The following is a 24,443-nucleotide window of genomic DNA, read 5'->3' as shown; positions in this document are numbered from 1 at the left end:
GAGCGTAGCGCAATCCGGGACAGCGTCACCGCCGGATACAGCGGCCCCGGATTGCGCTTCGCTCCATCCGGGCTACAAGGCCCGGTCATTGCGAGCGAGCCTCTAGGCCTTCAACTCCACCGTCCTAAACTCCGCCGGCAGGATCACCTCCAGTAGCTCGACGTCGTCCGAATAATCCAGGATCATGTGCTTGATCTTCGGCGGCTGGGTCCAGGCGCTGCCTTGCTTCATCAAGGTCTCGCCCTGGCCGTCCATATAGGTCTTCACCCAGCCCTTGAGCACATAGACCATCTGGAACTCGACGTCGTGGAAGTGCAGCTTCGAGACCTCCGCCGGATCGCAGGGGCCTTGCAGGCGGATCACATGCGCCTGCGCCAGGCCATGGGTCGCATCGGCGATGCCGAGGTCGCGATACTTCGCGTAGGCGCGCAGGCCGTCGGCCTTGAAGTCTTCCTCGCGATGATGGCTGATCGCGATGCGCTGCCTGGGACGTGCGGGCTTCTTCGGTGCGGTGGTGCGGCCCTTTGCCTTCACCGCCTTGCGCGCCGAGGATCGCGCCGCTGCCTTGGTGCCACTCCGCTTCTTCACTGCGGTCTTCGATGCGGGTCTTGATGCCTTTTGCCTGGCCATTGTCTGCCTCCCTGATCTGAGCCGCTCCCGCCGGACGGGGACAACCCGACGGCAGACTAGCCAGTCCTGGACTGGGCAGCAATTGCGGGCTTGGGCCAGCAAGCGCGACGCCCCGTCGCTCGTAGCTTGCCCGAAGCTGTCGTGGCAAACGGCCGTCGTCTCGTATTCGTTCCCTCGCCGATTTAGTCTCGCCGGGAGATTCTGGGGGATTGATTCATGAGCAACAGCGTAGGTCAGCGTGCATTTCACAATGCGCGGCTTCAAAAGCGACAGAAGGCCGAAGTGCTGCCATTGCTCGGGCTGGCCCTCCAGTTGCAGAAGCAAGGGCTTCTCGCCGAGGCCCGGGCTGGCTATCGCCAGGTCCTGCAGCTCGCGCCCAACCAGTTCATCGCGCTGCATATGCTCGGCAGTTTGGAGTCAGACGCCAAGAACTATCAGGAAGCCGAAATTCTGCTGAGCCGGGCAGTCGCCGTGGATCCGCAATCTGCCGATGCTCACATGAGCCGGGGCGTCGCGCTGAACAAGCTCCGACGTCACGATGAGGCCTGCGAGAGCTATCGAAAGGCCCTCGCCTTGCGCCCCAACTTCGCCGTAGCCCTGTCCAATCTCGGCAATGCGAGCGTGAATCTCGATCTTCAGCAAGCGCTCGAGTGCTACGACAAGGCGCTCGCAATCGACGGAAATCTTGCCGAAGCCCACAACGGTCGGGGTTGGGTGCTCTGCCGTCTGCGCAATTATGACGAGGCCATCGCAAGCCTGAACCGCGCGCTGTCGATCAAGTTCGACTATGCCTCGGCGCTGGCGAACCGCGCCATCGCATTGCAGGAGCTTCTGCGATTTGACGAAGCCATGGCGGATTGCAATCGGGCAATCGCCCTGGCGCCCGACGACATGAACGGCTGGCTCGGGCGCGCCTGTGTCTGGCTCCAGATCCAGCAAGTGGCCGAAGCATTGCACGATAGCGAGAAAGCTATCGCGCTCGATCCCGATGCCGTTCAAGCTCACCTGATCCGGGGCGTTTGTCTCTCCACGCTTGGGCAGGTCGACGAGGCCCTGGCCAGTTACGACAGAGCGCTCGAGATCGAGCCTGACTTCCCGGGCGCGATCTCCAACAAGATATTCACGCTCGATTTCGCGGCGGATGCCAGCGTCGAGCAGCATCAGCAGGCGCGGCAGGTCTGGTGGGAGCGGATCGGCAAGACGTTCGCTTCAGAAGCGGCGGGAACGTACGACAACAGCCGCGATCCGGATCGCCCGCTGGTGCTCGGCTATGTCTCGTCGGACTTCAACGCGCATTCGGCCGCGTTCATATTCAAGCCGGTCCTGCAGTACCATGACCGGGCACAGTTTGAGGTCGTGTGCTACTCCTGTTCGTCGAAAGTGGATCCGGCGACCGACGAATTTCGAAAGATCGCCGATCGCTGGCGCGACGCCTCGCAATGGAGCGACGATCGCCTCGCCGCCGAGATCCGCGCCGATGGCATCGATATCCTGATCGATCTGTCCGGCCACACCAAAGGAAACCGCCTCAGCGTGTTTGCGCGCAAGCCGGCGCCGATCCAGGCCCATGGCTGGGGCCACGGCACCGGCACCGGGCTGCCGACGATCGACTATCTGTTCTCGGACCCGGTCGCGATCCCTGCCGCGGTCCGGCATCTGTTTGCGGAAACCGTCGTCGATCTGCCCTGCTTCGTGACGCTGGAACCGCTGCCGATGGAGCTTGCGGGGACGTCAACGCCGGCGATCACGAACGGCTTCGTCACATTCGGCGTCTTCAACCGCATCAGCAAGATTTCAGACCAGGCCGCGCAGGCTTGGTCCCGGATTCTCGAGCGGGTGCCGGGGTCGCGACTGCTGATCAAGGATGTTGCGCTGGACGATCAAATGGTCCGCGATAATCTGCTGGCACGGCTTGCAGCTTGCGGCGTGCCGGCCGAACGCGTCGAACTGCTCGGCACCACCTTGCGGGTCGATCATCTGGCTGCGTTCAATCGCGTCGATATTGCCCTCGACCCGTTCCCGCAGAATGGCGGCGTCAGCACATTGGAAGCCTTGCAGATGGGCGTGCCCGTGGTGGCGAAACTCGGGAACAGTCTGCCCAGCCGCGCCGCCGGCTCCATCCTCTCCGCGATTGGCCTGCCGGACTGGGTCACGGATAGCGAGGAGGCCTATATCGACATCGCGGTGAGCCGTGCGGCTGAGCTCGACGACCTCGACAAGTTGCGCAGCGAGCTGCCCGGACAGGTCAGGGCAGCGCCCGCCTGCAACCCGGTCGCCTACGCGCAAGCGGTGGACGAGGCCTATCGCGCGATGTGGAAGCGCTATTGCAGCAGCGACGCCTGATTGCCCCTCAGGCAGCGGTCACGCTGCAAGCGCGTTCGTAGGGTGGGCAAAGCGACTTGTCCGCCGTAGCTCGAAGAGCGAAGGCGGAAGCGTGCCCACCATTGTCAGATGTCGCGGGAGATGGTGGGCACGGCGCGCAAGAGCGCGCCTTTGCCCACCCTACGAGAGCGCGCCTTGAATCAATGCAGCCGGAATACGCCGTCGACGGCGCGCAGCTCGGCCGGCTTGATCAGCTTGGAATGCGCGACGGTGACCGAGAACAGCGGACCGTCGAGCTTCTCCTGCCAGAAGGCCAGGAAGTCGGTCAGCGCGGGAAATTTCGGAAACATGTCGTAGTTCTGCCAGACATAGGTCTGGAGCAGCGAGGGATGATCCGGCATCCGGTAGAGAATTTGTGCCGTCGTCAGCCCGTAGCCCAGCATCTGTTTCCGGAAGTCCTCGGAAACGCCCCCAACCCGCAGTCCCATGCCAACCTCCTTTGCAGGAGCGCATTCAGGGGGCGGCTTTCCGGTACGCTGCTTACGAGCCACCCGGTGGAGATGCGCTCACATGAGAGAAATGTGACGCAAACTGACAACCCATCTCAAGCCCAAAAGTTTAACAAGCTGTTGAAATTCAATGCGTTAGCAGCAGAGAGAACTCCGTGCTAATACGGCCCCCACGGGGCCTCGAAGAGGCCTCCGAGGCTGGTTAACGATGGGAAAGAGATTCTGGCAGTCCACGCTTCCGGGTGCCGATTTTTCTGCTAGAAGCCCTTGCCCCCGCAAAATTCCTGTCCTATTTCAGCCTCGCCTGTGCTAGCACTCGCGGGCACAGACTGCTAACGCCCAAAAATTCCCATATCGTGCAACTACTTAGGAGGACTGCATGAAATTCCGTCCGCTTCACGACCGCGTCGTGGTCAAGCGTATCGACGCAGAAGAGAAGACCGCTGGCGGCATCATCATTCCCGACACTGCCAAGGAAAAGCCCTCCCAGGGTGAAGTCGTCGCCGTTGGCCCGGGTGGCCGCGACGAAGCCGGCAAGCTGATCCCGATCGACCTGAAGGTCGGCGACCGCGTGCTGTTCGGCAAGTGGTCCGGCACCGAGGTCAAGATCGACGGCGTCGATCTCCTGATCATGAAGGAAAGCGACATCATGGGCGTCCTCGACGTCCCCGCTTCCAAGAAGAAGGCGGCCTAAGAGCCCCCTCTCTCCCTCCAGTCAAACATCATCCAAGGAAAATTCCAGATGGCAGCCAAAGAAGTCAAATTCTCGGTTGAAGCGCGCGACAAGATGCTGCGCGGCGTCGACGTTCTCGCCAACGCGGTGAAGGTTACGCTCGGTCCGAAGGGCCGCAACGTCGTGCTCGACAAGTCGTTCGGCGCTCCCCGCATCACCAAGGACGGCGTCACCGTCGCCAAGGAGATCGAGCTCGACGACAAGTTCGAGAACATGGGCGCCCAGATGGTGCGCGAAGTCGCCTCCAAGTCCGCTGACGCGGCCGGCGACGGCACCACCACCGCCACCGTGCTCGCCCAGGCGATCGTGAAGGAAGGCGCCAAGTCGGTTGCCGCCGGCATGAACCCGATGGACCTCAAGCGCGGTATCGACCTCGCGGTCGAAGCCGTCGTGGCCGACCTCGAGAAGAACTCGAAGAAGGTCACCTCGAACGAGGAGATCGCCCAGGTCGGCACCATCTCGGCCAACGGCGACCAGGAGATCGGCAAGTTCCTCTCCGACGCCATGAAGAAGGTCGGCAACGAGGGTGTCATCACCGTCGAGGAAGCCAAGTCGCTCGAGACCGAGCTCGACGTCGTCGAGGGCATGCAGTTCGACCGCGGCTACATCTCGCCCTACTTCGTCACCAACGCCGACAAGATGCGCGTTGAGATGGACGACGCCTACATCCTCATCAACGAGAAGAAGCTCTCCTCGCTGAACGAGCTGCTGCCGCTGCTCGAGGCCGTGGTGCAGACCGGCAAGCCGCTGGTCATCGTCGCCGAGGACGTCGAAGGCGAAGCCCTCGCGACCCTGGTCGTGAACCGCCTGCGCGGCGGCCTGAAGGTCGCGGCCGTCAAGGCTCCGGGCTTCGGCGATCGCCGCAAGGCCATGCTGCAGGACATCGCGATCCTGACCGGCGGCCAGGCGATCTCGGAAGACCTCGGCATCAAGCTCGAGAACGTCACGCTCAACATGCTCGGTCGCGCCAAGAAGGTGATGATCGACAAGGAGAACACCACGATCGTCAACGGCGCCGGCAAGAAGGCCGACATCGAGGCGCGCGTGGCCCAGATCAAGGCGCAGATCGAGGAGACCACCTCGGACTACGACCGTGAGAAGCTCCAGGAGCGTCTCGCCAAGCTCGCGGGCGGCGTCGCGGTGATCCGCGTCGGCGGCGCGACCGAGGTCGAGGTGAAGGAGCGCAAGGATCGCGTTGATGACGCGATGCATGCGACCCGCGCGGCTGTGGAAGAAGGCATCGTTCCGGGCGGCGGCGTCGCCCTGCTCCGTGCCTCCGAGCAGCTCAAGGGCCTGCGCACCAAGAACGACGACCAGAAGACCGGCGTCGAGATCGTGCGCAAGGCGCTGTCGGCTCCCGCTCGCCAGATCGCGATCAACGCCGGTGAAGACGGCTCGGTGATCGTCGGCAAGATCCTGGAGAACAAGGCCTACAATTACGGCTTCGACTCCCAGACCGGCGAATATGCCGACCTCGTCAAGAAGGGCATCATCGACCCGACCAAGGTGGTCCGCACCGCGATCCAGAACGCTGCCTCGGTGGCCGCGCTCCTGATCACCACGGAAGCCATGGTCGCCGAGCTGCCCAAGAAGGGCGGCGCCGGCCCCGCGATGCCCCCGGGCGGCGGCATGGGCGGCATGGACTTCTAAGTCCGGCCTCTCAGGCACGATACGAAATGCGAAACCCCGGCAGCGATGCCGGGGTTTTTTGACTCTACACGCATAGGTCGCATCCCCTTTCGTCCCGGGGCAACGCGAAGCGCCTCCGGAACGACGTAGACCGCGGCTCGGTCGTCGCAAGATGCAATCAAAACGGGTTGGCGATCGAGCGTTCGCGGGATACCCTCCGCGCATGCCGACGAACAAGACATTCCGGCTTGTTCTCATCAAGCCGTCGCATTACGACAGTGATGGCTACGTAATCCGTTGGTGGCGGGGGGGCCTGCCTTCCAATTCCTTGGCGTGCCTTCATGGCATCGCGCTCGATTGCCGCGAGCGTCAGGTTCTCGGCGCAGATTTCGACATCGACCTTGAAGCGATCGACGAGACCAACCGGAGAGTGCGGGTTGAAGAGCTGGCGCGCTCGATCAAGACGGCCAATGCCGGTATGGTGATGCTGGTCGGCGTACAGTCCAACCAGTTTCCACGAGCGATTGATATCGCACGACAATTTCGAAGCCGGGGTATCCAGGTCGCGGTCGGGGGCTTCCATGTCTCGGGGACGCTGGCCATGTTGCCGGATTGCGACCCTGACGTTCGCAAGATCATGGATCTGGGTGTGTCGGTGTTTGCCGGGGAGGCTGAAGGACGTCTTGAGCACGTCCTGCAGGATGCCGTCGCCGGGCGGCTTCAGCCACAGTACAATTTCCTCGATGACCTTCCGCATCTCGAAGGTCAGTCGTTACCAATCATTCCCCAAGAGCAGATCAAGCGGGTAATGGGTCGCACCACGAGTTTCGACGCCGGCCGTGGCTGCCCCTTCCAGTGCTCGTTCTGCACGATCATCAACGTGCAAGGCCGCAAGTCTCGGCGCCGGACTGCCGACGACATCGAGGCCCTGATCCGCGCCAATGTCGCGCAGGGCATTCATGCCTTCTTCATCACCGATGACAATTTCGCCCGCAACAAGGACTGGGAGGTGTTGCTCGACCGCATCATCGCGCTTCGCGAGAGCGAAGGATGGCAGCTGAGCTTCACGATCCAGGTCGACACCCTCTGCCACAAGCTGCCGAACTTCGTCGAGAAATGCGCAAAAGCAGGCGTACGAAGGTGCTTCATCGGCCTGGAAAACATCAATCCGGACAGTCTGCTCGGCGCCAAGAAGCGCCAGAACAAGATCACGGATTACCGCGAGATGATGCTAGCCTGGAAGCAGGCCAAAATCGTCACCGTCGGCGGCTATATCCTCGGTTTCCCGAACGACACGCCGGCGTCGATCATCCGTGACATCAAGATCATCCAGGACGAGCTGCCGATCGACATGCTGGAGTTCTTCTTCCTGACGCCGCTGCCCGGATCGGAGGATCACAAGACGCTATACACCAAGGGCGTCACGATGGATCCGGACCTCAACAAGTACGATCTGGACCATGTCACGGTCGCGCACACGACGATGTCGCAGGCCGAATGGGAACACGCCTACGCGACGGCCTGGGCCACCTACTACAGCTGGGCGCATGTCGAAACGATCATGCGGCGGGCCGCGGCAACCGGCAACAGCGTCAACAGGATCAAGACCTTCGTTCTCTATTTCAGGGGCTACCATCCGATCGAGCATGTCCACCCGCTCGAGGGCGGTGTGCTCCGTCTGAAAAGCCGGCGTGAGCGCCGTCCACATCTGCCGACGGAGCCGGCGTGGCTGTTCTATCCTCGCTTCGTTGCGGAAACGGCGACCAAGGCAGCTCGCTGGGCGACGCTCGCAATCCGTCTCGAGCGCCTTGCGCGCAAGGTCAAGCGCGATCCGCATCGGCTCGCCTATACCGACAAGGCGCTGACGGCTTCGACCGATCAAACCGAGAGCCTCGAATTGTTCAAGACGCGGTCGAGCCAGGCCTTCCTCGATCAGCGCCGACACATCGAGGAAGCGCAGAGGCGGAAGATCCCCGTCTCGTGAGGTGCGCCGTCGCGCCTCACTGCACCTTCCCCAGCCGCTCCATGTGCGGATCGCCGTTTTCGTCGAGCGACCAGAAGATCCGTGTCACCTTGCCGACCAGATTGTCCATCGGCACGAAACCGAACGCCGACATCATGCGGCTGTCGGTGGAGTTGTCGCGGTTGTCGCCGAGCACGAAGAAATGTCCTGGCGGCACCGTGTAGACGCTGGTGTTGTCGAGGAAGCCATTGTCGACGCAGTCGTAGGTCACATAGCTCGCGCCGCTCGGCAGCGTCTCACGCCAGCGTTTGGCCTTCGCCTCGTCATCGCCGCCGCAGGCCGCACCGGCGAACACCTCCTTCAGCGCCACGCGCGTCACCGCGCGGTCGTTGAGGAAGAGCTGACCTCCCCGCATCTGGACGCGATCGCCGGGCAGGCCGACCACGCGCTTGACGTAGTCGACCGAGATGTCCTTCGGCGTGCGAAACACGACGATGTCGCCGTATTCGGGGGCGGCGGCGAGGATGCGGCCCGAGATCCAGGACGGCGCGAAGGGGAAGGAATAGCGGCCATAGCCGTAGGCATATTTGGCGGCGAAGACGTAGTCGCCGACGACCAGCGTCGGCGTCATCGAACCGGACGGGATGTTGAACGGCTGATACAGGAAGAAGCGAACCAGGAACGGCGGCGACCACAGCACCGGGATCAGCAGGATCAGGACGACGATCGCCTTCCATTCGCTGGATCGCGCCGCGGGGCGGATCGTTTGCTCAAGAGTGGTCATGCGCCTGCCCGATCAAGATCGTCATCGTGAGAATACGCAACCTGCGCGCGCGTGCAATCCCCAGCGAACTTCAATTGGTCGCACGAGCCCGCCCGCGCGTTCACCTCGCCTTCCGCCATGGCGCATTGGCCTCCCAATCGCCCGCCATGATCGAGCCATACGGGATCACCTCGTCGATCACCTCGCCGAGACCGTATCTGCCGATCTGGGACCGTACCGACGCAGCATTCTTGTAAGCCTCCGGCAGCTCCGAGGGATCAGGTCTGCCGCGGTAGAAGCGAGCATCGATCCCCACCGGTAGCTGCGGCTTGTTGGCGCGCAGGAAGGCCTTGCGCCTCACGTTGCGCCCGGCGCCGTGCGGTGCGAAGCCGAGCGCCGACTTGTTGTCCGCATGCTTCAGGATCAGCACGGGCTCCGCCATGTTGAGCGGCACGATGGTGCGTCCCTCGTCATCCCTGGAGAAGCCCGACCAGTTCGGGGTGGCTCCCTTGCCATGATAAAAGAGGCCGTCCGCCTTGCGGAAGACGAAGTTGTGCTCGTTCCAGAAGCGATCGGCGATCGCGTTACCGAGTCTTGCGGCGGCGAGATCGTGGATCGCGATGTGGTTGGCCTTCGTCCAGCGGCGCACGATCTGCAAGGCCTCCCAATAGGCCCGGCCGTCTTCGCTCGACGCCTTGATCCATGCATTGTGCTCCGGGACCTTTGGCGCGTGGATCGCGGCGTGCTTTCTGGCGACCGCCATTCCGCGCTTGTAGACCTGGGCACCGAGACCGCGAGAGCCGTGATGCGTCACCAGCGCCACCTGCCCCGTCGACTTGAGATGTCCGACAAAGGCAAAGTGATTGCCGTCTCCCTGGGTGGCGAAGTGACCGATCGCAAACCTCTCGAGTCCCCTCAGGAAGGGATTGCCGTCGAACTCTGACATCACCTCATCAGGCGGTACGTGGATTCGGCTACGGCCCCCCGGACCGAAATGCGTCGCGTCCTGAACGGCGTCAAGCACGCGCCTCGGATCATCCCTGCGGCCAAAAACGGTGATCGCGACCGAGCAGCAAATGTCCGACGAATGAAATCCGGGATGGATGGCATCGTCGCATGCGACGACGGCGCCGACCGGAATCGTTCCAGGCGCGGCGCCGGACGGGCACGCATCGGGCATCACCGCGCCGGCCACGACGGTCGGCACGCGCATCAAGGCATCCATGTGCCGGGCGACCGCTGCGATGTTCGCGCGCTCCTGTTCGTTCTCCGCATCGACCAGCATCGCGAACGGAATGCCATTCGTCCGCATCAGCGTCTCGATCGGCTGCAAGGCCTGGAGGGCGATGAAAATCGAATCGTCATCGGCCCCGCCCGCACGCATGGCGTTGGCGGTCTCCAATGCCGCCTTGAACCAACGGCCGGGCTTGAATCCCCAGGCGATCAGCGTGGTGCCGTCGATCATCGCTCCGGTCCTTTCGTGTTCATTCGGCGAAGGGCCGCCCGTGGGCGGCCCTTCTGTTCATGCGCTCTCGGGCGCCTTCAGGCGCACGAGCCGGGTCAAGAGGGCATCAAGGCCCTCACCATTGCCGGCATGGAGGTCGATGCGGCCGACCTTCTCGACCAGCCGCTCCAGCGACTCCAGCTCCTTGAGCCGCAGCAGCAGCGGGTTCTCCTCCATCAGGCGGGCGGTGTTCAGGAGCGAACGCGTCGCCGCGGTCTCCTCCTGCCGGCGGATCAGGTTCGCCTTCGCGACCCGCTCCGCCTCCACCACCTTGTTCACCAGCTCGCGGATCTCGCCAGGCAGGATCACGTCCTTGACGCCGAGCTCGGTCACTTCCACACCGGACTCCGCGACGCGTGCGCGCACATAGTCGCGCAGCTCCGCATCCAGTGCCGCCTTCGCAGACAGCACCTCGTCCAGCGTCCGGCCGGCGACCGCCTCGCGGATCGCGAACTGCACCAGCCGGTACAGCCACGCATCCACGTCGGGCACGGTCGCAACGGTGCGCTCGGGATCGACCACCTTACGGAACGCCGTCAGCGTCACCCGCAGCGCGATGCGATCCTTGGTCAGCATCTCCTGCGCGGTGATCTCGACCGCCTGGGGCCGCAGGTCGAGGCGCTTCACCTCGATCTTGCGGCCGACGGTCCAGAAGGCGTGCCGGCCGGGCGCGAGCCGCTCCACGAGCCGGCCCTCGACGTAGAGCAAGCCCGCCTCGTGGTTCTCGACCACCGTCTCCGATGTCACGGCCGAACGGTTGCGCTCGATCATGGCCAGGTGCCGCGCGCTGACCTTGGGATCAGCGGACACATCGATGCGCTCGACATCGATGCTCGTTGCGACCTTCCAGTAGACGCGCACCTGCCAGGGCGTCATCAGATGCACGGGCCGGCCGTCGAGGCTGACGATTGCGATCTCGTCCGCCCTGGTCTCGACCGCCTCGAACAGCTCGTCGGCAAGATCGGGCCGTGCGGCCTTCAGCACGGCGTAGCGCTCCGCAGAAAACTCGCTGCGGACCACGTCGAGCACCTCGGCCTTCAGCTCGTGCAGGGGATCGAACAGCCGATGCTTGCCGGGCGCGAGCACGCGCACGAGCTGCCCATTGCGCGTCAGCAACGCACGCTCGCCATCCTTCACCGTCACGTTCAGCATCAGCAAGTGCCAAGTCATGGCACGCCTCCTTCGTTTGCGCCCGGCCGGATGCCGGGCGACAGGTTTCGTTTGCAAAGGATTTGAGGACGCGGGACGACGCTTCCCATGACATCGGCGGACCGGGGCTTGAGCTTGCATGACGACGGGCGCACGCGCGCGATCGCGCGACGCGTGTCGCGCGGTCATGCGGAGCCACCCGGCATCGGCGCAAGCGGTATCTACCCGCGGCGCAAAGCCGGTCTCACAGTGTCGTTGTTCGGACGAAAGCCTTTTGGGCAATGCGGCCGGACGGCGACTGAAGCGCGCGTCCGGTCCCCTTCAGAGGTATCAGCTTTTCAGGCTGAAACGGAGCGCTGGAGCGGGATTCGAACCCGCGACAGGATGAGTCACAATCATCTGCTCTACCAAACTGAGCTATCCTTTGTGCAAGAGACCGGAATCGAACCGATGCCTTCGGGTGTTCAGCCCGACGCTCTCCATGAGCTACGTCCTGCGTTTCTCCTTCATTCGGCGGAACACGAAACCGGAGACCGGCTCGCGCCAGTCGGGATCTCAGAGAGCCCGAACCCATGGCCTAGCGAAGGACGGCGCTAATAGACCAGGCGCGCTCGGGTTGCAAGAGGCAGGTTCAAGATTTTTCGTCGCAGCTTGCGCGCTGTGATGCGATCGTCACACCGCGACATCGCGTCAACTACGCGACATCTCCTGAAAACACGCCCTCACCCAGTCGATCGTCACACGCGCTGCGGCGTCGCGCTTGAGATGGTTCTGCACCAGCAGCCAGACGTCGCGCCGCTTCGGCAGCAGCGTGGCGCGCAGGCGGCGATCGCCGAGCAGATCCGCGCAAACATACTCCGGCAACACGCCGGCGGCCTGATGCGCGCGGATCAGGTTACGGATGACGCGAACGTTGTCGGTGACGCAGCGCGCGCGGGCTTTCTTCGTGCGCAGGAATTGCATCTCGGGAATGGTCCCGAGCTCATCCGGATAGGCGCACAGCATCGGCTCGCCCTCGGTCGCAACCGGCTCGAAGAAATAGAGCTTGACGTCACCGAGCTTCGAGATCGCGAAATCGCCCTTGTCGGGCTTGCGCAGGCGGATGGCGAGATCGGCCTCCCAACGCGAGAATTTGACGTTCTCGCTCGAGGTGAGGAATTGCAGCGTCAGGCCGGGATTGGCACGCAGGAAGTCGCTTGCGCGCGGCGACAGCACCTCCTCGGCGACCGTGTTGGTGGAGGCGATGCGCAGGCGTCCTACCGGACCTTCCAGGCTCTCGCTGAGGCGACCGATCTCGGAGGCATGTGCGGCCATCGCCTCGACATGCGCCAGCACCGCCTCGCAACTCCGCGTCGGCCTGCGGACGCCGTCGGCGGCCTCGAACAAACGCAAACCGAGCGCACGCTCGATGCGCGACAGCCTGCGCCCGACCGTCGTCTCGTCGATGCGCAGCCGCGCGCTGGCGCCCGCGTAGGTGCCCTCGTCCCTGACGGCAGCGATGATGCGCAGATCGTCCCAGTTCATTGCGCGAGGTTATACCGGCCGGCAGGAGCCTGCAATATCGCAGCCACCCGCTGCAATATCCCTGCATATCGGCAGGCCTTCCCGGCGCTATGTTCGTTCAGCCTTTTGCCCCGGAGATTTCCAAGACCATGACGACCGCAAAAACCCTGCTGCAGCTCGCCGGCGCCGATCTCAACCCGCCGCGTCTTGCCGACGCTGCGCTGGTGCTGATCGATATCCAGAACGAATATCTCGCAGGTCCTCTCGCTTTGCCCGACGCAAGACCCGCGATCGCGCGGGCGGCTGCTCTCCTGGCACGGGCTCGCGAGAGCGGGGCCGCGATCATCCACATTGCCCATCGCGGCAAGGCCGGCAGTCTGTTCGATCGCGACGCTGAGCGCGGCGCCATCGTCGCCGAGCTGAGCCCTCGTGCCGGCGAGCTGGTCATCGAGAAGGAGTTGCCGAATGCCTTCGCCGGCACCGATTTGCGGGCGCGCCTTGCCGCAACCGACAGGAAGAACATCGTGCTGGCCGGCTTCATGACGCATATGTGCATCAGCTCCACGGCGCGAGCCGCGCTCGACCTCGGCTTTCGCACGACCATCGACGCCGATTCCTGCGCCACGCGCGACCTGCCGGACGGCCGCGGCGGCACGCTGGACGCCCGGACCATCCACGAGGTTGCGCTCGCCGAGCTATCCGACCGCTTCGCCATCATCGCGCGCGGCGATGCACTGAAATAACGGAGCAACGCGATGCTGCAACTCTATTTCTCACCGATGGCCTGCTCGCTTGCGAGCCGCATCGCGCTGATGGAAGCAGGCCTCGATGCGCGCTATCACCTGGTGCATCTCCGGACCAAGATGGTCGCGGCCGACGACAGCGACTTTCGCGGCATCTCGCCGAAGGGTGCAGTGCCGGTCCTCGTGCTGGAAAACGGCGAGCGGCTGACCGAATGCGCGGCGGTGCTGCAATACATCGCCGAGGCAAAGCCCGAGTCCGGCCTTGCACCGCGCTTCGGCGATCCCGATCGCTATCGCCTGCAGGAATGGCTGAGCTTCATCGGCGCCGAGATCCACAAGGCGTTCCTGTTTCCGACCTTCTGGTACAAGGACGACGGCTCGCTCGCCAAGCCGCGGGCACGGATCCCGCAGACCTTGTCGGTGCCGGCGGCGCATCTTGCCGACCGCGAATTCCTCGTCGGCAACGGCTTCACCGTCGCGGATGCCCATCTCACCTGGGCCCTGCTGCTGCTCCGTCCCGCGGGAATCGATATTAGGCAGTGGCCGTCGTTGTCGGCCTATCTCGAACGCATGCAGGCGCGGCCAGCGGTGCGAGAGGCGATCGCGACCGAGTTGGCCCTGCGCAAGACGATGGAGGTGAGCCCGGCGTGACAGGTCGCTGGCACAGGCGATAGCGATTGGGCTAGATCTTGCGACCGACTGGCATTGCACGGGAACAAGATCATGACATCGCACGACACGACGAGGATATTGGCCGGCAAGGTCGCGCTGGTGACCGGCGCCGGACGCGGGCTCGGCCGCGCCTTCGCGGAGAAGCTCGCCGCGCTCGGCGCCGACGTCGCCATCCACGGCATGCGCGAGAACGGACCGGCGGAATATGGCGAGGGCACCACCCTCACGGCGGTGGCCGCAGACATCGGCCGGCAATTCGGCGTCCGCAGCCAGCGCGTGCTGGGCGACCTCACCAAGGGCGAGGACATCGCGCGCGTGATTGCGGAGACGGAAGGCGCGCTCGGCCCGATCGACATCCTCGTGCACAATGCGGGCGGCGACATCGCAGCCGCCGGAGGCAAGCCCGATCCGAACGACGCGGTGAACATCAAGGAGGCCGATGTACGCGCGGTGCTGGAGCGCAATCTGCTCTCGACCATTCTGACCTGCCAGGCCGTCGCGCGCGGCATGATGCAGCGGCGGCGCGGGCGCATCGTCACGCTCGGCTCGGTCGCCGCATTCAAGGGGCGCACCCAGGGCTCGATCTATGCGGTGTCGAAGGCGGGCGTCACGCACTACACGCGATGCCTGGCCGATCAGCTCCGCCCCTACGACATCGCCGTCAATTGCATCGCGCCTGGCGATACCCGCACCGGCCGTTTCCTCGGCACGCGCGCGGTAGACCCTGGCAGGATGGTCGAGACCGGCACGCTCGACCGGATCGCAACCGTCGACGAGGTCGCCCGGGTCGTCGAATTCTTCGCCGGCCCCATGGGCGCGTTCGTCTCCGGCCAGGTGCTGCGGATCGACGGCGGCGGACAGTGCTGGCCGGGCTGACACGTCGCGCAAAAAGAAAGGGCCGCTGCGAGCGGCCCTTTGGATCAACCGGTATCAGCGAAGATCAGTCCACCCGCGCCAGCACCGCAAGCTTGCGGATGCCCTTGTTGCGGTAGGCGTCGAGGAACGCGTAGTAATCCTTGAACGACACGCAGCCGTTGGAGTCGCCGTTCGGTCCGAGCATGAAGGTGTGCGCGAGCAGGCCGTCGCGGCCGTAGATCGCGCTCTCGCCGCCAATCGGGGTCAGGCGCAGCGCTGGCACGCCGTGGAACAGCGCCTCGCGCGGCTTCAGCGTGTAGATGTGCGGCGGCGTCACGCCGCGCATGCGGATCTTCGAGGAGCGCGGATCGTCGAGATTGGAGCCGAGGCCGGAATGCGCCTCGAGCCTGGTGCCGTCGGGCAGATACACCATCTTGGCGGTGATGTCGTAGACCGCGGTGTCGCGCTCATAGGGCGGCGCGCCGCCGAGCATCGGGTTCATCTCCTTCGGCGCGATGGACGCGGTCACGCTGGCATCGGCCGAGGCGTAGGCGAGCAGTCCGCCGGAGGGCTCACGCTTGCCCCAGAGCTTGTCCACCATCGACTGGCGCGGCCCGGTGATCGACATCACCGCGGCCTTGGCACGGTCGGCGAACGACTTCGGCTTTGCCTCGGGCGCCGGCACGATCTCGGCCGGGTCCGCCGAGGCGAGTTGCATCTGGCCATCGGGCGCAGCACGCTTGGCCTTGTCCGCAGTCTTGTCGGTAGTCTTGTCAGTGTTCTTGGCTGCCGGCTTCAGCGCTTCCGCGACCTTCGCGATCACGCTCTGCTTCGGGGCCTCTTTGGCTGCCGCAACCTGGGGCGCGGGCACGGCGCTCGCCGCATTCGACGGCACGCCCTGCGTCGCGGCGGCGGCAAAGCGCTCGTTGAACATCTCGCGCGAGATCGGGGCTGCGACCTGGAGCCGGTCGGGCAGCAGGGCAAAGGCCTCGTTGATGGCCTCGCTGGCCTCGCGCAGCACCACCCTGGGCGCACGCTTGGTCACGGGCTCGTCGTAGCCAATGCTGCCGACGGTCGGGTAGACGCTCGCGCCGAAGACGTTGCTGTAGATGGTCCAGCCGGCGCCCATCACGACGCAGCCGATCGCCGCGGCGCCAAGCCAATTGGTCGTGGTCATTTTCCGGGAAGGCTTCCGAAGAGAATTCTTGCCAGGATTTTTGGACTTCCGTGCCGCGTTACTCTGCGCAGCGATACTCGTACTCATTCGCCTTGCGTCCAGGACGGTGTCACTCAGTCCCCCTTCGAAGCGCCGCTGGTCACGATCCGGGAACAGCATCTCGCAGAGGGTCGGAGCGTCATTAAGGCGACTTTTAGTTAAATGCGGATTAAGTTCGGGCAGATGTGGGGCAGCTCGTTAACGCTGTCTCATTCTGAGAAAAAAGCCCGCAGAACTACGGACTTAGTCGCGTTTGTTAACCATAATTCTCGTCTGGATCGGGCGATCAGCGAACGTCTTACGGCCGCCTCTCTAAACGCACCAACCAAGTCATTTTCGTGGTCCTCAATATCCGGACGATAGCGGGGAAGGATTGCGCGAGGCTGGTGCGCGCCATCTCCCATTCGCGCCTCTCCCCCGCTTGCGATGAGAGGGCGAGGCTTGGCGCTCACGCGGCACGGCGCCCTGACTGAAAGTTGATCGCGCCAGAACTGGAAAATGCCGCAGCGAGAAAATAGCTGCGAGAAGCGGCACTATTCAGCAGCCTCTGCGTGTGATACGGTACCGTATCAGCATCGCCTTGAACTGTGCCGAGCACGCAAACGGAGGCTGGCATGAAAAGGATCGCACGCGCCGGAGTCATTGCTCTGGCGTGGTCGTTGTTGTTGATGGAATACGCGGCCGCGCAGCCGGCCCACGCGGGTTGCACGCCCTCGCCATCCGCGGCCGGAACGCAACTCTGGCGCTGCGACAACGGGATCACGATTGTCGCGGAGAATGGCGCCAGATTTGAACTAAAGGACGCCAACCGCGACGGACATATTGACTCCGTGGAGTTGAGCAGCAAAGCGCTGCTGGTCGATGTGCCCAAAAAGCCCGGCGGCAATCCCTTCAAGGTGCTGACGCCACGGGCCATCGCCGCCGTGCGCGGCACCAAATGGGCCGTCGATGTCGCAGAGGCCAAGACCGCGGTCTTCGTCGCCAACGGCCGCGTCGGCGTCTCCCGCAGGAGCGGCGGACGCGGCGTCGTGCTCGGACCGGGCGAAGGCGTCGATGTCGAGGCGACCGGTCCATTGACCGTCAAGACATGGGGCCAGCCGCGCGTCGACGCGCTGATGGCAAGACTAGGCCAATAAGACTGGGTCAATAAGGCTCCGAGAATTGAGGCCCGCGCAGCAAGGCCCGGGCGACAAAGAGATTGCATGACGTAATGACGAGACGCGTTCAGATTCTGGTGGCCCTCGTCCTCACCGCGCTGTGGGGTGCCGGCATCTATGCAGCTCACGCCAACGGTCATCTTCGCTTTCTCGATCGCCTCGAGGCGACGCTGACGGATTGGCGGACGCAGGTCCGCGGCGTGCAGGCCCCGCCCGATCTCGTCACCATCGTCGCGATCGACGACACCGTGGTGAAACGCGGCGGCAGCTATCCGCTGCCGCGCGCCGATCTCGCCCGCGTCGTCGACACCATCGTGCAGTTCAAGCCCAAGGTCGTTGCCATTGACCTCTTGCTGGTCGACCGCAGCGCCGCGATCGGAGATGCCACGCTCGCCAGTACGCTCGCCACCGGTCCGATGGTGCTCGCCGCCGCGGCGATCTTCCCGTCCGCGAGCGAGACCGTGGCGCCCGGCAGCCAGGGGCCCCTCGCCGTCCTGCCGCAAGCCGAGCGCTTCCTGCTGCCGCTGCCGGCATTTGCCGACCATGCCGAGGTCGGCGTCGTCAACGTCGCCACGGGGCAATCCGGCTCGCCGCTTTCGGTGCCGATGCTGTTCCGGACCCATGACAAGGTCGAGCTCTCATTCCCCTTGCGCGTCGCGACCCGCGCGCTCGACAAGCCGCTGACGATCGCGCCGGACCATCTCATGCTGGGCGATCGCGCCGTGGCGACCGACAGCGACTTTGCGCTGCCGATCACTTATTACGGCCCACGCCGCACCATCCGCACCGTCAGCGCGCAGAGCATCTTCGACGGCACGCTCAATCGCGCGGCGATCGAGAACCGGATCGTGGTGATCGGGGCCTCGGTCGCCGGCGGCGGCGACTTCTATCCGACGCCGTTCGATTCCCTCATGCCCGGCGTCGAAGTGATCTCCACCGCGATCACCCATCTCGTCGCCGGCGACGGCATCATGCGCGACCGCAAGGTTCATATCGCCGATGCGCTCATCGCGATCCTGTTGCCGGTGCTGCTGGTCGGCCTGCTCGCCTGGCGGCGCAGCGCGCTCGGGCTTGTCGCCGCCGCCGTGGTGATGATCGCCTGGGCCGGGCTCAACCTGTTCGCCTTCACGCACGGCGTCTGGCTGAACGCCGCGACCACGCTCGCAGCGACGGTCCCGCCGGTTGCGGTCTTTGCCGGCGTGCAGCTGTGGGCGGGAAGCCGCAAGGCCCAATATCTCACCGCCAAGAGCAGGTCGCTGGCGCAGTTCCAGGCGCCGGCGGTGCAGGAATGGCTGGCGCGCGATCCCGATTTCCTGGCGAAGCCGGTCCGGCAGAATGCGGCCGTCGTCTTCATCGATCTCTCGGGCTTCACCGCGCTCAGCGAACGGACCGATCCCGATGCGTTGCGGGATATCCTGAATGCGTTTCACGCGCGGATCGACCAGGCGGCGACGGCGTGCGGCGGCATCGTCACCGGCTTCCTCGGCGATGGCGCCATGATCCTGTTCGGCCTGCCCGGCGCGATGCCCGATGATGCGGCGCGCGCGCTCAAATGCGCCATCGAGCTGCATCGCAGCGTCGATCGCTGGATCGCTTCACTGCCGCCCGCAATCGGGGATCAGCTCGGCTTCAAGATCGGCGCGCATTGCGGCCCGATCGTCGCCTCGCGCCTTGGCGGCAGCCACCAGCACATCACCGCGACGGGCGACACCGTCAATGTCGCGAACCGGCTGATGGAGGTCGCGGCCCAGAACGGCGCGCAGCTCGCGCTCAGCGATACGCTGCTGGATGCGGCCGACTTCCTCGGCGACCCCGACAGCTCGTTGAGAGGCCCGCTGCGCACGCAGGTCCGCGGCCGCTCCGGCACGGTTGCGGTCTGGTTCTGGCGCGACGAGAGCAAGCCGGGCGCGGCGGCGACCGGGGCAGAGATGATTGACTGAATAGCCACTCTGCTCGCCAAATACTCCGCCGTCGTCCCGGCCTGGTGCGCAATTGCGCACGAGGGGCCGGGACGACAACGAAGGTCTACCGCGCTTCCGGCGGCGGCGAGCGGTCGAGCACGTCGCCCTTGGCGCCTTCCAGGAGATCGATGCCGTAGGTCTCGACCACGAGCGGGCCGCGCTTGCGCTGCAATTGCGCGATTTGCGTCACCTGCGCAAAGAGGTCGTGGACAGCAGGATGGCCGCCTGCGCGCAGCTCGTCGACATAGAGCAGCTTGCCGGCGAGCAGCTTGGGATCGGGCTCGGGCATGTTGACCCAGCGGATGCGCTGGTTCTGCTGCACCACGCAGCTGCCGCGCGGCAGGTAGAAGGCGAGCCAGCCCGTGGTGCCGTAATCCGGCGCAAGCACGCAGGTCGCGCCAACGCGCGCGCGCTCGGCTTCGATTTGCGCGGCGAGCTCGCGCCAGCCGACACCGACGCTGCGCACGGTCGCGTCGCGGCGATAGCCCGACAGCCAGCCGGTGTTGGCCTGCACGATCAGCGCTGCGAACATCACGATGCCCACGGGCGCGGCCCAGCGCAGGCAGAAATCCGCCAGGCGGCGCGCTCGCGGCTTCCACTGCACGAGGTTGGCGGCGGCCGCGGCCGCGATCACGAAGGGCGGATAGACCGGCGCGAACCAGTTGGCCTCGACGCGGGCATGCAGCGAATGCCAGACGAAATAGGCGACGATGGTCCAGAACATCGCCTCGATCAGCACGCGCGAGGCCTGCGCGCCGGCCCGATACCAGGTCAGCGCGTGCAGCCCCATCGCACCGAGGATGAAGACCAGCGGGGTCGCGAACGCGATCTGGGTCGGGATCAGCTCGGCGATGAAGACCGGACGGAAGTCCTCGATCTTGGCGCGCCCGAGCTGCTTTGCGAACGAGACCCATTGATGATCGGCGTTCCAGAGGATCACCGGCGAGAACAGCGCCAGCGCAACGAGGCCGCCGAGATAGGGCCAGGGCGAGAGAAACCACCGCCTGAGCTTCGGCACGGAAACGAGCCAGATCAGGATGGCCGCGCCAAAGAACATCGCGGTGTATTTCGACAGCAGCGCCGCGCCGACCGCGGCGCCGACCGCGAGCCACCAGATGCCGCGGCCGGTCTCCAGCACCTTGGCGAGGAAGAACAGCACGAAGCTGGAGGCGACCAGCAGCGGCGCATCGGGCGTCACGATCAGCGTGCCGACCGAGGCCAGCAGCGTCACGTTGAGCAGGATGGCGCTGGTCGCAGCGACACGGGCGCCGCCGAACAGGATCGCGGCGGAGCGGTAGATCGCATAGCTCATCGGCAGCGCGAGCAGGATCGAGACCAGGCGGACGCCGAGCTCGGTGTCGCCGGCGATCATGGTGCCGGCGCGGATGACGTGGGCGACCATCGGCGGGTGGTCGTAGTAGCCACCGGCCAGGTTCTTCGACCACATCCAGTAATAGGCTTCGTCGAAGGTGATCGGCGTGAACGCGGCCGCGACCAGCCGCAGGGCCACCAGCGCGAGAATCACCAGCGCGGTGTTGCGGACGATCCGCGCGTCAGCTCCGCCCATTGCGAGCTATTTCTTGCGCCAGACGAACAGTCCGGACATCGCGTAGTTCCACACCACGCCCATCAGCGCGCCGGCCATGCCGGCCAGCCACCAGATCGGCTCCTGGTCGTAGACCGAGAAAGCGACGCCGACATTGGCGAGCAGGCCGACGCTGCACACGATGTAAAAGGCGATCAGGCCGCGCAGCAGCGCAAAGCCCTTCAGCCGCTGGTCGCGATAGGTGAGGAAGTTGTTGAGGATGAAATTGCTGGTCATGGCGACGATGGCGCCGGCAGCCTGCGCCTCCGCGAACGGCGCCTTGAACAGCTGGAGGGCGATGAACAGCGTGGTGAGATGCACCACGAGGCCGATGCCGCCGACCATCGCGAACAGGATGAAGCGCAGCGAGACGATGTCGTTGGTCAGCTTGGCCAGCACCAGGCCGAGGAAATCGAGCGCGACCATGGAATCGAGCTTGCTCTCGCCGTGCTGGCGGGCGCCGAAGGTGTAGGGAATCTCGACGGCGCGCAAGCCGCCATGGGCGGTTGCGACGACGTCGAGCAGGATCTTGAAGCCGTGCACCGACAGCTTTGGCGCGAGCTGCTCGAAACGGTCGCGGCGGATCATGAAGAAGCCGCTCATGGGATCGGCGATCTCGACCCGCAGCATCTTCCTGGCGACCTCGGTCGCCAGCGCGCTGGCGCCGGCGCGCTGCTTGTTGAAGCCTTCGCTCTTGTAGCCCTCGATATAGCGGCTGCCGACCACGAGCTCGGCCTGGTCGCTCGCGAGCAGCAGCAGCATCTTCGGCAGTTGCGTCTCGTCGTGCTGGAGGTCGGCGTCGATCACGGCCACATAGGGCGCGCTGGAGGCCAGGATGCCCTCGATGCAGGCGCCCGACAGGCCGCGGCGGCCGATGCGGCGGACGCAGCGCACGCGGCTGTCGCGCTGCGCCAGCGCGCGCACGACGTCCCAGGTGCCGTCGGGCGAATTGTCGTCGACGAACACGACTTCCCAGGCGACGTTGACGAGCGTCGCCTCCAGGCGCCGGTACAGCACCGTGACATTGTCGCGCTCGTTGAAGGTCGGGACGATGACCGACAGTTCCGGCCCCTCTTGAGCCTGCGGCGGATGGTCGGAGCCCGGTCTGATCGCTTCATTCATGACGGCAGCGTATATCCGCCGCGTCCTGCGCTGCCAAGCCGGGGTTTTAAGGGGGGACGGGCCAAAAGGGGCCCTAAAATGCCAACGACCCCGGAACGGCGGACCGCGCGTACATCCGGCGCAGGCCCAAGCTATTCCAAGGTCGTCCCAGCGCCGGAGTTTTTCGCTCAACGTCGCCGTTTGAAGCTAGATGGGGACGGCAAAACCGCTTTTCAAGGGGACAAAGGCCCCCTTTCGGGATTAGTTCGGGACTTCCTTGATCACCGGGCCTCGCGGCGCGGGCGCGGCAGGGGCTGCGGGTGCCGCCGCAGGGGCCGGCTCGACCTTGGCCGGCTTTGGCGGCTTGCCGTACTGGCCGATCGGCCCGAAGACGACGGCGACCGCAAGCACGACCGCCGCGACGATCGCGCCCAGAATGCCCCCCACCGACTCAGACGACATGGAAACCCATCCCTGTTCCAGATGCGGCGAGTGATACCACGGATGAACGCGCAGCCGGAAGGGCCCCAAGGACCAGACAATCAATGGAGCTATTTCTGCGGCGGCCTGTGCTTGACGAAGGCCGTCACGATATCCTTCTGCGCCGACTCGACCGCCCTGTTCGCGGTCGCGAGATGGGCGCCGGCATCGATGTTCGGATATTGCGTGGTGAGATAGTCCAGCAAGGCCACCCGGTAATATTGCCGCTCGGACGGACAGGCGCCCGCGACCGAGCGGCCGAAATCCTGCTCCGACAGGCCCTGATTGGAATCGCGCGAATATTCCCGCGCCAGGCAATGCCAGTAATCGTCGCGGCCCTGCATCGCGAGCTTCTGCGCGTTCTTGTCGTCGTCATCGTCCGCCCTAACAGCAGACATCATGGCAGCAGATGTCATCATGATGAGCGCCGCTCCCAGCATCAGCATCCGCATCTTGTTCTCCTTTTCGCAGATGATCTTCGCGACCTTAGACGGGACGCGGCAACTGGCCAATCACAACTGGTTTGATTAGGATGCCTCCCTCCCCTCCACGTCGATGCGAGATCCTTCCGTGGCCAAAGCAAAAACCGTGTCCAAAAAATCCGGCAACATCTTCATCGGCATCGGCGGCTGGACCTTCGAGCCCTGGCGCGGCGTGTTCTATCCTGAGAAGCTGACGCAGGCGAAGGAGCTGTCCTATGCGGCCTCGAAGCTGACCTCGATCGAGATCAACGGCACCTATTACGGCTCGCAGAAGCCGGAGAGCTTTCGCAAATGGGCGAGCGAGGTGCCCCAAGGCTTCGTGTTCTCGGTCAAGGGACCGCGCTTTGCCACCAACCGCCGCGTGCTGGCCGAGGCCGGTGATTCCATCAAACGGTTCTATGATTCCGGCGTGCTGGAACTCGGCGACCATCTCGGTCCGGTGCTGTGGCAGTTCGCGCCGACCAAGAAGTTCGACGGCGCCGATTTCGGCAAGTTTCTGGAGCTGCTCCCGCGCAAGCTCGACGGGCGCGCGCTGCGCCACGTGGTCGAGGTCCGCCACGACAGCTTCTGCACGCCGGACTTCGTTGCGCTGATCCGCGAATTCGAGACGCCCGTGGTGTTCGCCGAGCACGGCAAGTATCCCGCCATCGCCGACGTCGCCGGCGATTTCGTCTATGCCCGGCTGCAGAAGGGCAATGACGAAATCAAGACCTGCTATCCGCCGAAGCAGCTCGATGCCTGGGCCGAGCGCTTCAAGGACTGGGCTTCGGGCGGTGAACCGGACGACCTGCCGAAGGTTGACAAGGCAAAGCCGAAGAAGGAGCCGCGCGACGTGTTCGCCTATGTCATCCACGAGGGCAAGGTCCGCGCACCGCACGGCGCCATGGAGCTGATCGCGCGGGTGAGCTGAGGATGATTCATGGCAAAGGCGAAGAAGCTGTTCACCATCGGCTATGAGCAGACGCCGCCCAAGGCGGTGCTCGACGAGCTGGAAGAAGCCGGCGTCAAGCTCGTCGTCGACGTGCGCGCAGTGACGTCGTCGCGCCGGCCGGGCTTTTCCAAGAAGCAGCTGTCCGCAGGTCTCGACGAGCGCGGCATCGCCTATGTCCATCTCGCCGCGCTCGGCACGCCGAAGGAGGGCCGCCTCGCCGCCCGCAGCGGGCAATATGACGTGCTGGAGAAGATCTATTCAAAGCACCTGAAGACGCCGCAGGCCAAAGAAGAGATGGACGAGCTCTCGGCGCTGGTGAAGAAGGCCGGCCCGGTGTGCCTGCTCTGCTACGAGCGCGACCACACCCATTGCCACCGCCAGATGATCGCGGAGATCATCGAGGAGCGCGATGGCGTGACGGTGAAGAATTTGGCGGGACGACAGGTGTAGGTCTCGTCATTCCGGGGCGCGACGAAGTCGCGAGCTACGGTGCGCAATTGCGCACCTGAGAATCCATCAGGCGGCAGTACGCGTGGCGAGATGGATTCCGGGCTC

At 64.7% G+C, this 24,443-nt stretch carries 22 protein-coding genes and 2 tRNA genes; 11 read left to right on the top strand and 13 right to left on the bottom strand.

Annotated elements, in window-relative coordinates; translation table 11 throughout:
- Window positions 1–102: 102 nt before the first annotated feature.
- The gene (locus XH79_RS33710) at window positions 103–630 is read right to left on the bottom strand and encodes a cupin domain-containing protein (RefSeq protein WP_271584469.1); all 528 of its coding nucleotides are present in this window, start codon (window positions 628–630) and stop codon (window positions 103–105) included.
- Window positions 631–846: 216 nt separating this feature from the next.
- On the opposite strand from XH79_RS33710, the gene XH79_RS33705 reads away from it, so the two are divergent.
- A complete protein-coding gene (locus XH79_RS33705) occupies window positions 847–2,973 on the top strand; it encodes an O-linked N-acetylglucosamine transferase, SPINDLY family protein (RefSeq protein WP_271584468.1) in 2,127 nt (708 codons plus the stop codon).
- 179 nt (window positions 2,974–3,152) lie between these two features.
- On the opposite strand, the gene XH79_RS33700 is transcribed toward XH79_RS33705, so the two are convergent.
- Window positions 3,153–3,440 (bottom strand): usg protein, encoded by a 288-nt coding sequence (locus XH79_RS33700; protein WP_018648592.1) that lies wholly within the window; start codon window positions 3,438–3,440, stop codon window positions 3,153–3,155.
- 400 nt (window positions 3,441–3,840) lie between these two features.
- Here XH79_RS33700 and XH79_RS33695 point away from each other — a divergent pair, with 400 nt between their 5' ends.
- The 3 genes from XH79_RS33695 (at window position 3,841) to XH79_RS33680 (ending at window position 7,807) form a co-directional block, all read left to right on the top strand.
- Window positions 3,841–4,155, top strand: a complete 315-nt coding sequence (locus XH79_RS33695) for a co-chaperone GroES (RefSeq protein ID WP_014494241.1) — start codon at window positions 3,841–3,843, stop codon at window positions 4,153–4,155.
- Between the two features lie 48 nt (window positions 4,156–4,203).
- Window positions 4,204–5,844 (top strand): chaperonin GroEL, encoded by a 1,641-nt coding sequence (gene groL / locus XH79_RS33690; protein ID WP_212343243.1) that lies wholly within the window; start codon window positions 4,204–4,206, stop codon window positions 5,842–5,844.
- Window positions 5,845–6,046: 202 nt separating this feature from the next.
- The gene (locus XH79_RS33680; RefSeq protein WP_442869992.1) at window positions 6,047–7,807 is read left to right on the top strand and encodes a B12-binding domain-containing radical SAM protein; all 1,761 of its coding nucleotides are present in this window, start codon (window positions 6,047–6,049) and stop codon (window positions 7,805–7,807) included.
- 16 nt (window positions 7,808–7,823) lie between these two features.
- Here the strand turns inward: XH79_RS33680 and lepB are convergent, their stop codons facing one another.
- From lepB to XH79_RS33650, 6 genes are all read right to left on the bottom strand, one after another.
- Complete coding sequence (lepB, locus tag XH79_RS33675; protein WP_271584466.1) at window positions 7,824–8,570, bottom strand: signal peptidase I; 747 nt, start codon at window positions 8,568–8,570, stop codon at window positions 7,824–7,826.
- 100 nt (window positions 8,571–8,670) lie between these two features.
- Complete coding sequence (locus XH79_RS33670; protein ID WP_271584465.1) at window positions 8,671–10,014, bottom strand: RtcB family protein; 1,344 nt, start codon at window positions 10,012–10,014, stop codon at window positions 8,671–8,673.
- 57 nt (window positions 10,015–10,071) lie between these two features.
- Complete coding sequence (locus XH79_RS33665; RefSeq protein WP_271584464.1) at window positions 10,072–11,223, bottom strand: slipin family protein; 1,152 nt, start codon at window positions 11,221–11,223, stop codon at window positions 10,072–10,074.
- A 336-nt stretch (window positions 11,224–11,559) separates the two neighbouring features.
- Window positions 11,560–11,625, bottom strand: a tRNA-His gene (locus tag XH79_RS33660).
- Window positions 11,626–11,629: 4 nt separating this feature from the next.
- Window positions 11,630–11,699: transfer RNA gene (locus XH79_RS33655), tRNA-Phe, on the bottom strand.
- A 193-nt stretch (window positions 11,700–11,892) separates the two neighbouring features.
- Window positions 11,893–12,726: a LysR family transcriptional regulator gene (locus XH79_RS33650; RefSeq protein WP_271584463.1), complete on the bottom strand. Its 834-nt coding sequence runs from the start codon at window positions 12,724–12,726 to the stop codon at window positions 11,893–11,895.
- A gap of 128 nt (window positions 12,727–12,854) precedes the next feature.
- Here XH79_RS33650 and XH79_RS33645 point away from each other — a divergent pair, with 128 nt between their 5' ends.
- The 3 genes from XH79_RS33645 to XH79_RS33635 all read left to right on the top strand — a co-directional run bounded on the left by XH79_RS33645 (window position 12,855) and on the right by XH79_RS33635 (window position 14,996).
- On the top strand, window positions 12,855–13,448 hold the full coding sequence (locus XH79_RS33645; protein ID WP_271584462.1) for a cysteine hydrolase family protein: 594 nt from the start codon (window positions 12,855–12,857) through the stop codon (window positions 13,446–13,448).
- A 12-nt stretch (window positions 13,449–13,460) separates the two neighbouring features.
- Window positions 13,461–14,099, top strand: a complete 639-nt coding sequence (locus tag XH79_RS33640; protein WP_271584461.1) for a glutathione binding-like protein — start codon at window positions 13,461–13,463, stop codon at window positions 14,097–14,099.
- Window positions 14,100–14,171: 72 nt separating this feature from the next.
- On the top strand, window positions 14,172–14,996 hold the full coding sequence (locus XH79_RS33635) for an SDR family NAD(P)-dependent oxidoreductase (protein ID WP_271584460.1): 825 nt from the start codon (window positions 14,172–14,174) through the stop codon (window positions 14,994–14,996).
- A 64-nt stretch (window positions 14,997–15,060) separates the two neighbouring features.
- Here XH79_RS33635 and XH79_RS33630 read toward each other — a convergent pair whose 3' ends face one another.
- Window positions 15,061–16,152: a DUF2778 domain-containing protein gene (locus tag XH79_RS33630; protein WP_271584459.1), complete on the bottom strand. Its 1,092-nt coding sequence runs from the start codon at window positions 16,150–16,152 to the stop codon at window positions 15,061–15,063.
- Window positions 16,153–16,805: 653 nt separating this feature from the next.
- On the opposite strand from XH79_RS33630, the gene XH79_RS33625 reads away from it, so the two are divergent.
- Complete coding sequence (locus XH79_RS33625; protein WP_271584458.1) at window positions 16,806–17,327, top strand: FecR domain-containing protein; 522 nt, start codon at window positions 16,806–16,808, stop codon at window positions 17,325–17,327.
- Window positions 17,328–17,401: 74 nt separating this feature from the next.
- Window positions 17,402–19,288, top strand: a complete 1,887-nt coding sequence (locus XH79_RS33620; protein ID WP_271584457.1) for a CHASE2 domain-containing protein — start codon at window positions 17,402–17,404, stop codon at window positions 19,286–19,288.
- Window positions 19,289–19,373: 85 nt separating this feature from the next.
- On the opposite strand, the gene XH79_RS33615 is transcribed toward XH79_RS33620, so the two are convergent.
- From XH79_RS33615 to XH79_RS33600, 4 genes are all read right to left on the bottom strand, one after another.
- Complete coding sequence (locus XH79_RS33615) at window positions 19,374–20,876, bottom strand: glycosyltransferase family 39 protein (RefSeq protein WP_271584456.1); 1,503 nt, start codon at window positions 20,874–20,876, stop codon at window positions 19,374–19,376.
- 6 nt (window positions 20,877–20,882) lie between these two features.
- The gene (locus XH79_RS33610) at window positions 20,883–22,016 is read right to left on the bottom strand and encodes a glycosyltransferase family 2 protein (protein WP_212343230.1); all 1,134 of its coding nucleotides are present in this window, start codon (window positions 22,014–22,016) and stop codon (window positions 20,883–20,885) included.
- Between the two features lie 240 nt (window positions 22,017–22,256).
- Window positions 22,257–22,457 carry a hypothetical protein gene (locus tag XH79_RS33605; RefSeq protein WP_211408936.1) on the bottom strand — a complete coding sequence of 67 codons (201 nt, stop codon included), beginning with the start codon at window positions 22,455–22,457 and terminating at the stop codon, window positions 22,257–22,259.
- A gap of 89 nt (window positions 22,458–22,546) precedes the next feature.
- Window positions 22,547–22,927, bottom strand: a complete 381-nt coding sequence (locus tag XH79_RS33600; RefSeq protein ID WP_212343228.1) for a hypothetical protein — start codon at window positions 22,925–22,927, stop codon at window positions 22,547–22,549.
- A 103-nt stretch (window positions 22,928–23,030) separates the two neighbouring features.
- Here XH79_RS33600 and XH79_RS33595 point away from each other — a divergent pair, with 103 nt between their 5' ends.
- Together XH79_RS33595 and XH79_RS33590 are read left to right on the top strand one after the other, a co-directional pair.
- The gene (locus XH79_RS33595) at window positions 23,031–23,867 is read left to right on the top strand and encodes a DUF72 domain-containing protein (protein WP_271584455.1); all 837 of its coding nucleotides are present in this window, start codon (window positions 23,031–23,033) and stop codon (window positions 23,865–23,867) included.
- A gap of 9 nt (window positions 23,868–23,876) precedes the next feature.
- Window positions 23,877–24,338 carry a DUF488 domain-containing protein gene (locus tag XH79_RS33590; RefSeq protein ID WP_211408933.1) on the top strand — a complete coding sequence of 154 codons (462 nt, stop codon included), beginning with the start codon at window positions 23,877–23,879 and terminating at the stop codon, window positions 24,336–24,338.
- The last annotated feature ends 105 nt before the right edge of the window (window positions 24,339–24,443 follow it).

The organism is Bradyrhizobium sp. CCBAU 45389, assembly GCF_028128625.1.
Classification (GTDB): Bacteria; Pseudomonadota; Alphaproteobacteria; order Rhizobiales; family Xanthobacteraceae; genus Bradyrhizobium; species Bradyrhizobium liaoningense_B.
This window is presented reverse-complemented; position numbering and strand designations above follow the sequence as displayed.

Bases quoted from the DNA above. Each gene is read 5' to 3' on its own strand.
- XH79_RS33670 (WP_271584465.1), bottom strand. From the start codon at position 10,014: ATGATCGACGGCACCACGCTGATCGCCTGGGGATTCAAGCCCGGCCGT.
- XH79_RS33625 (WP_271584458.1), top strand. From the start codon at position 16,806: ATGAAAAGGATCGCACGCGCCGGAGTCATTGCTCTGGCGTGGTCGTTG.
- XH79_RS33700 (WP_018648592.1), bottom strand. From the start codon at position 3,440: ATGGGACTGCGGGTTGGGGGCGTTTCCGAGGACTTCCGGAAACAGATG.
- XH79_RS33610 (WP_212343230.1), bottom strand. From the start codon at position 22,016: ATGAATGAAGCGATCAGACCGGGCTCCGACCATCCGCCGCAGGCTCAA.
- XH79_RS33665 (WP_271584464.1), bottom strand. From the start codon at position 11,223: ATGACTTGGCACTTGCTGATGCTGAACGTGACGGTGAAGGATGGCGAG.
- groL (WP_212343243.1), top strand. From the start codon at position 4,204: ATGGCAGCCAAAGAAGTCAAATTCTCGGTTGAAGCGCGCGACAAGATG.
- XH79_RS33650 (WP_271584463.1), bottom strand. From the start codon at position 12,726: ATGAACTGGGACGATCTGCGCATCATCGCTGCCGTCAGGGACGAGGGC.
- XH79_RS33640 (WP_271584461.1), top strand. From the start codon at position 13,461: ATGCTGCAACTCTATTTCTCACCGATGGCCTGCTCGCTTGCGAGCCGC.
- XH79_RS33680 (WP_442869992.1), top strand. From the start codon at position 6,047: ATGCCGACGAACAAGACATTCCGGCTTGTTCTCATCAAGCCGTCGCAT.
- XH79_RS33695 (WP_014494241.1), top strand. From the start codon at position 3,841: ATGAAATTCCGTCCGCTTCACGACCGCGTCGTGGTCAAGCGTATCGAC.
- XH79_RS33595 (WP_271584455.1), top strand. From the start codon at position 23,031: ATGCGAGATCCTTCCGTGGCCAAAGCAAAAACCGTGTCCAAAAAATCC.
- XH79_RS33590 (WP_211408933.1), top strand. From the start codon at position 23,877: ATGGCAAAGGCGAAGAAGCTGTTCACCATCGGCTATGAGCAGACGCCG.
- lepB (WP_271584466.1), bottom strand. From the start codon at position 8,570: ATGACCACTCTTGAGCAAACGATCCGCCCCGCGGCGCGATCCAGCGAA.
- XH79_RS33605 (WP_211408936.1), bottom strand. From the start codon at position 22,457: ATGTCGTCTGAGTCGGTGGGGGGCATTCTGGGCGCGATCGTCGCGGCG.
- XH79_RS33705 (WP_271584468.1), top strand. From the start codon at position 847: ATGAGCAACAGCGTAGGTCAGCGTGCATTTCACAATGCGCGGCTTCAA.
- XH79_RS33615 (WP_271584456.1), bottom strand. From the start codon at position 20,876: ATGGGCGGAGCTGACGCGCGGATCGTCCGCAACACCGCGCTGGTGATT.
- XH79_RS33710 (WP_271584469.1), bottom strand. From the start codon at position 630: ATGGCCAGGCAAAAGGCATCAAGACCCGCATCGAAGACCGCAGTGAAG.
- XH79_RS33645 (WP_271584462.1), top strand. From the start codon at position 12,855: ATGACGACCGCAAAAACCCTGCTGCAGCTCGCCGGCGCCGATCTCAAC.
- XH79_RS33620 (WP_271584457.1), top strand. From the start codon at position 17,402: ATGACGAGACGCGTTCAGATTCTGGTGGCCCTCGTCCTCACCGCGCTG.
- XH79_RS33600 (WP_212343228.1), bottom strand. From the start codon at position 22,927: ATGCGGATGCTGATGCTGGGAGCGGCGCTCATCATGATGACATCTGCT.
- XH79_RS33630 (WP_271584459.1), bottom strand. From the start codon at position 16,152: ATGACCACGACCAATTGGCTTGGCGCCGCGGCGATCGGCTGCGTCGTG.
- XH79_RS33635 (WP_271584460.1), top strand. From the start codon at position 14,172: ATGACATCGCACGACACGACGAGGATATTGGCCGGCAAGGTCGCGCTG.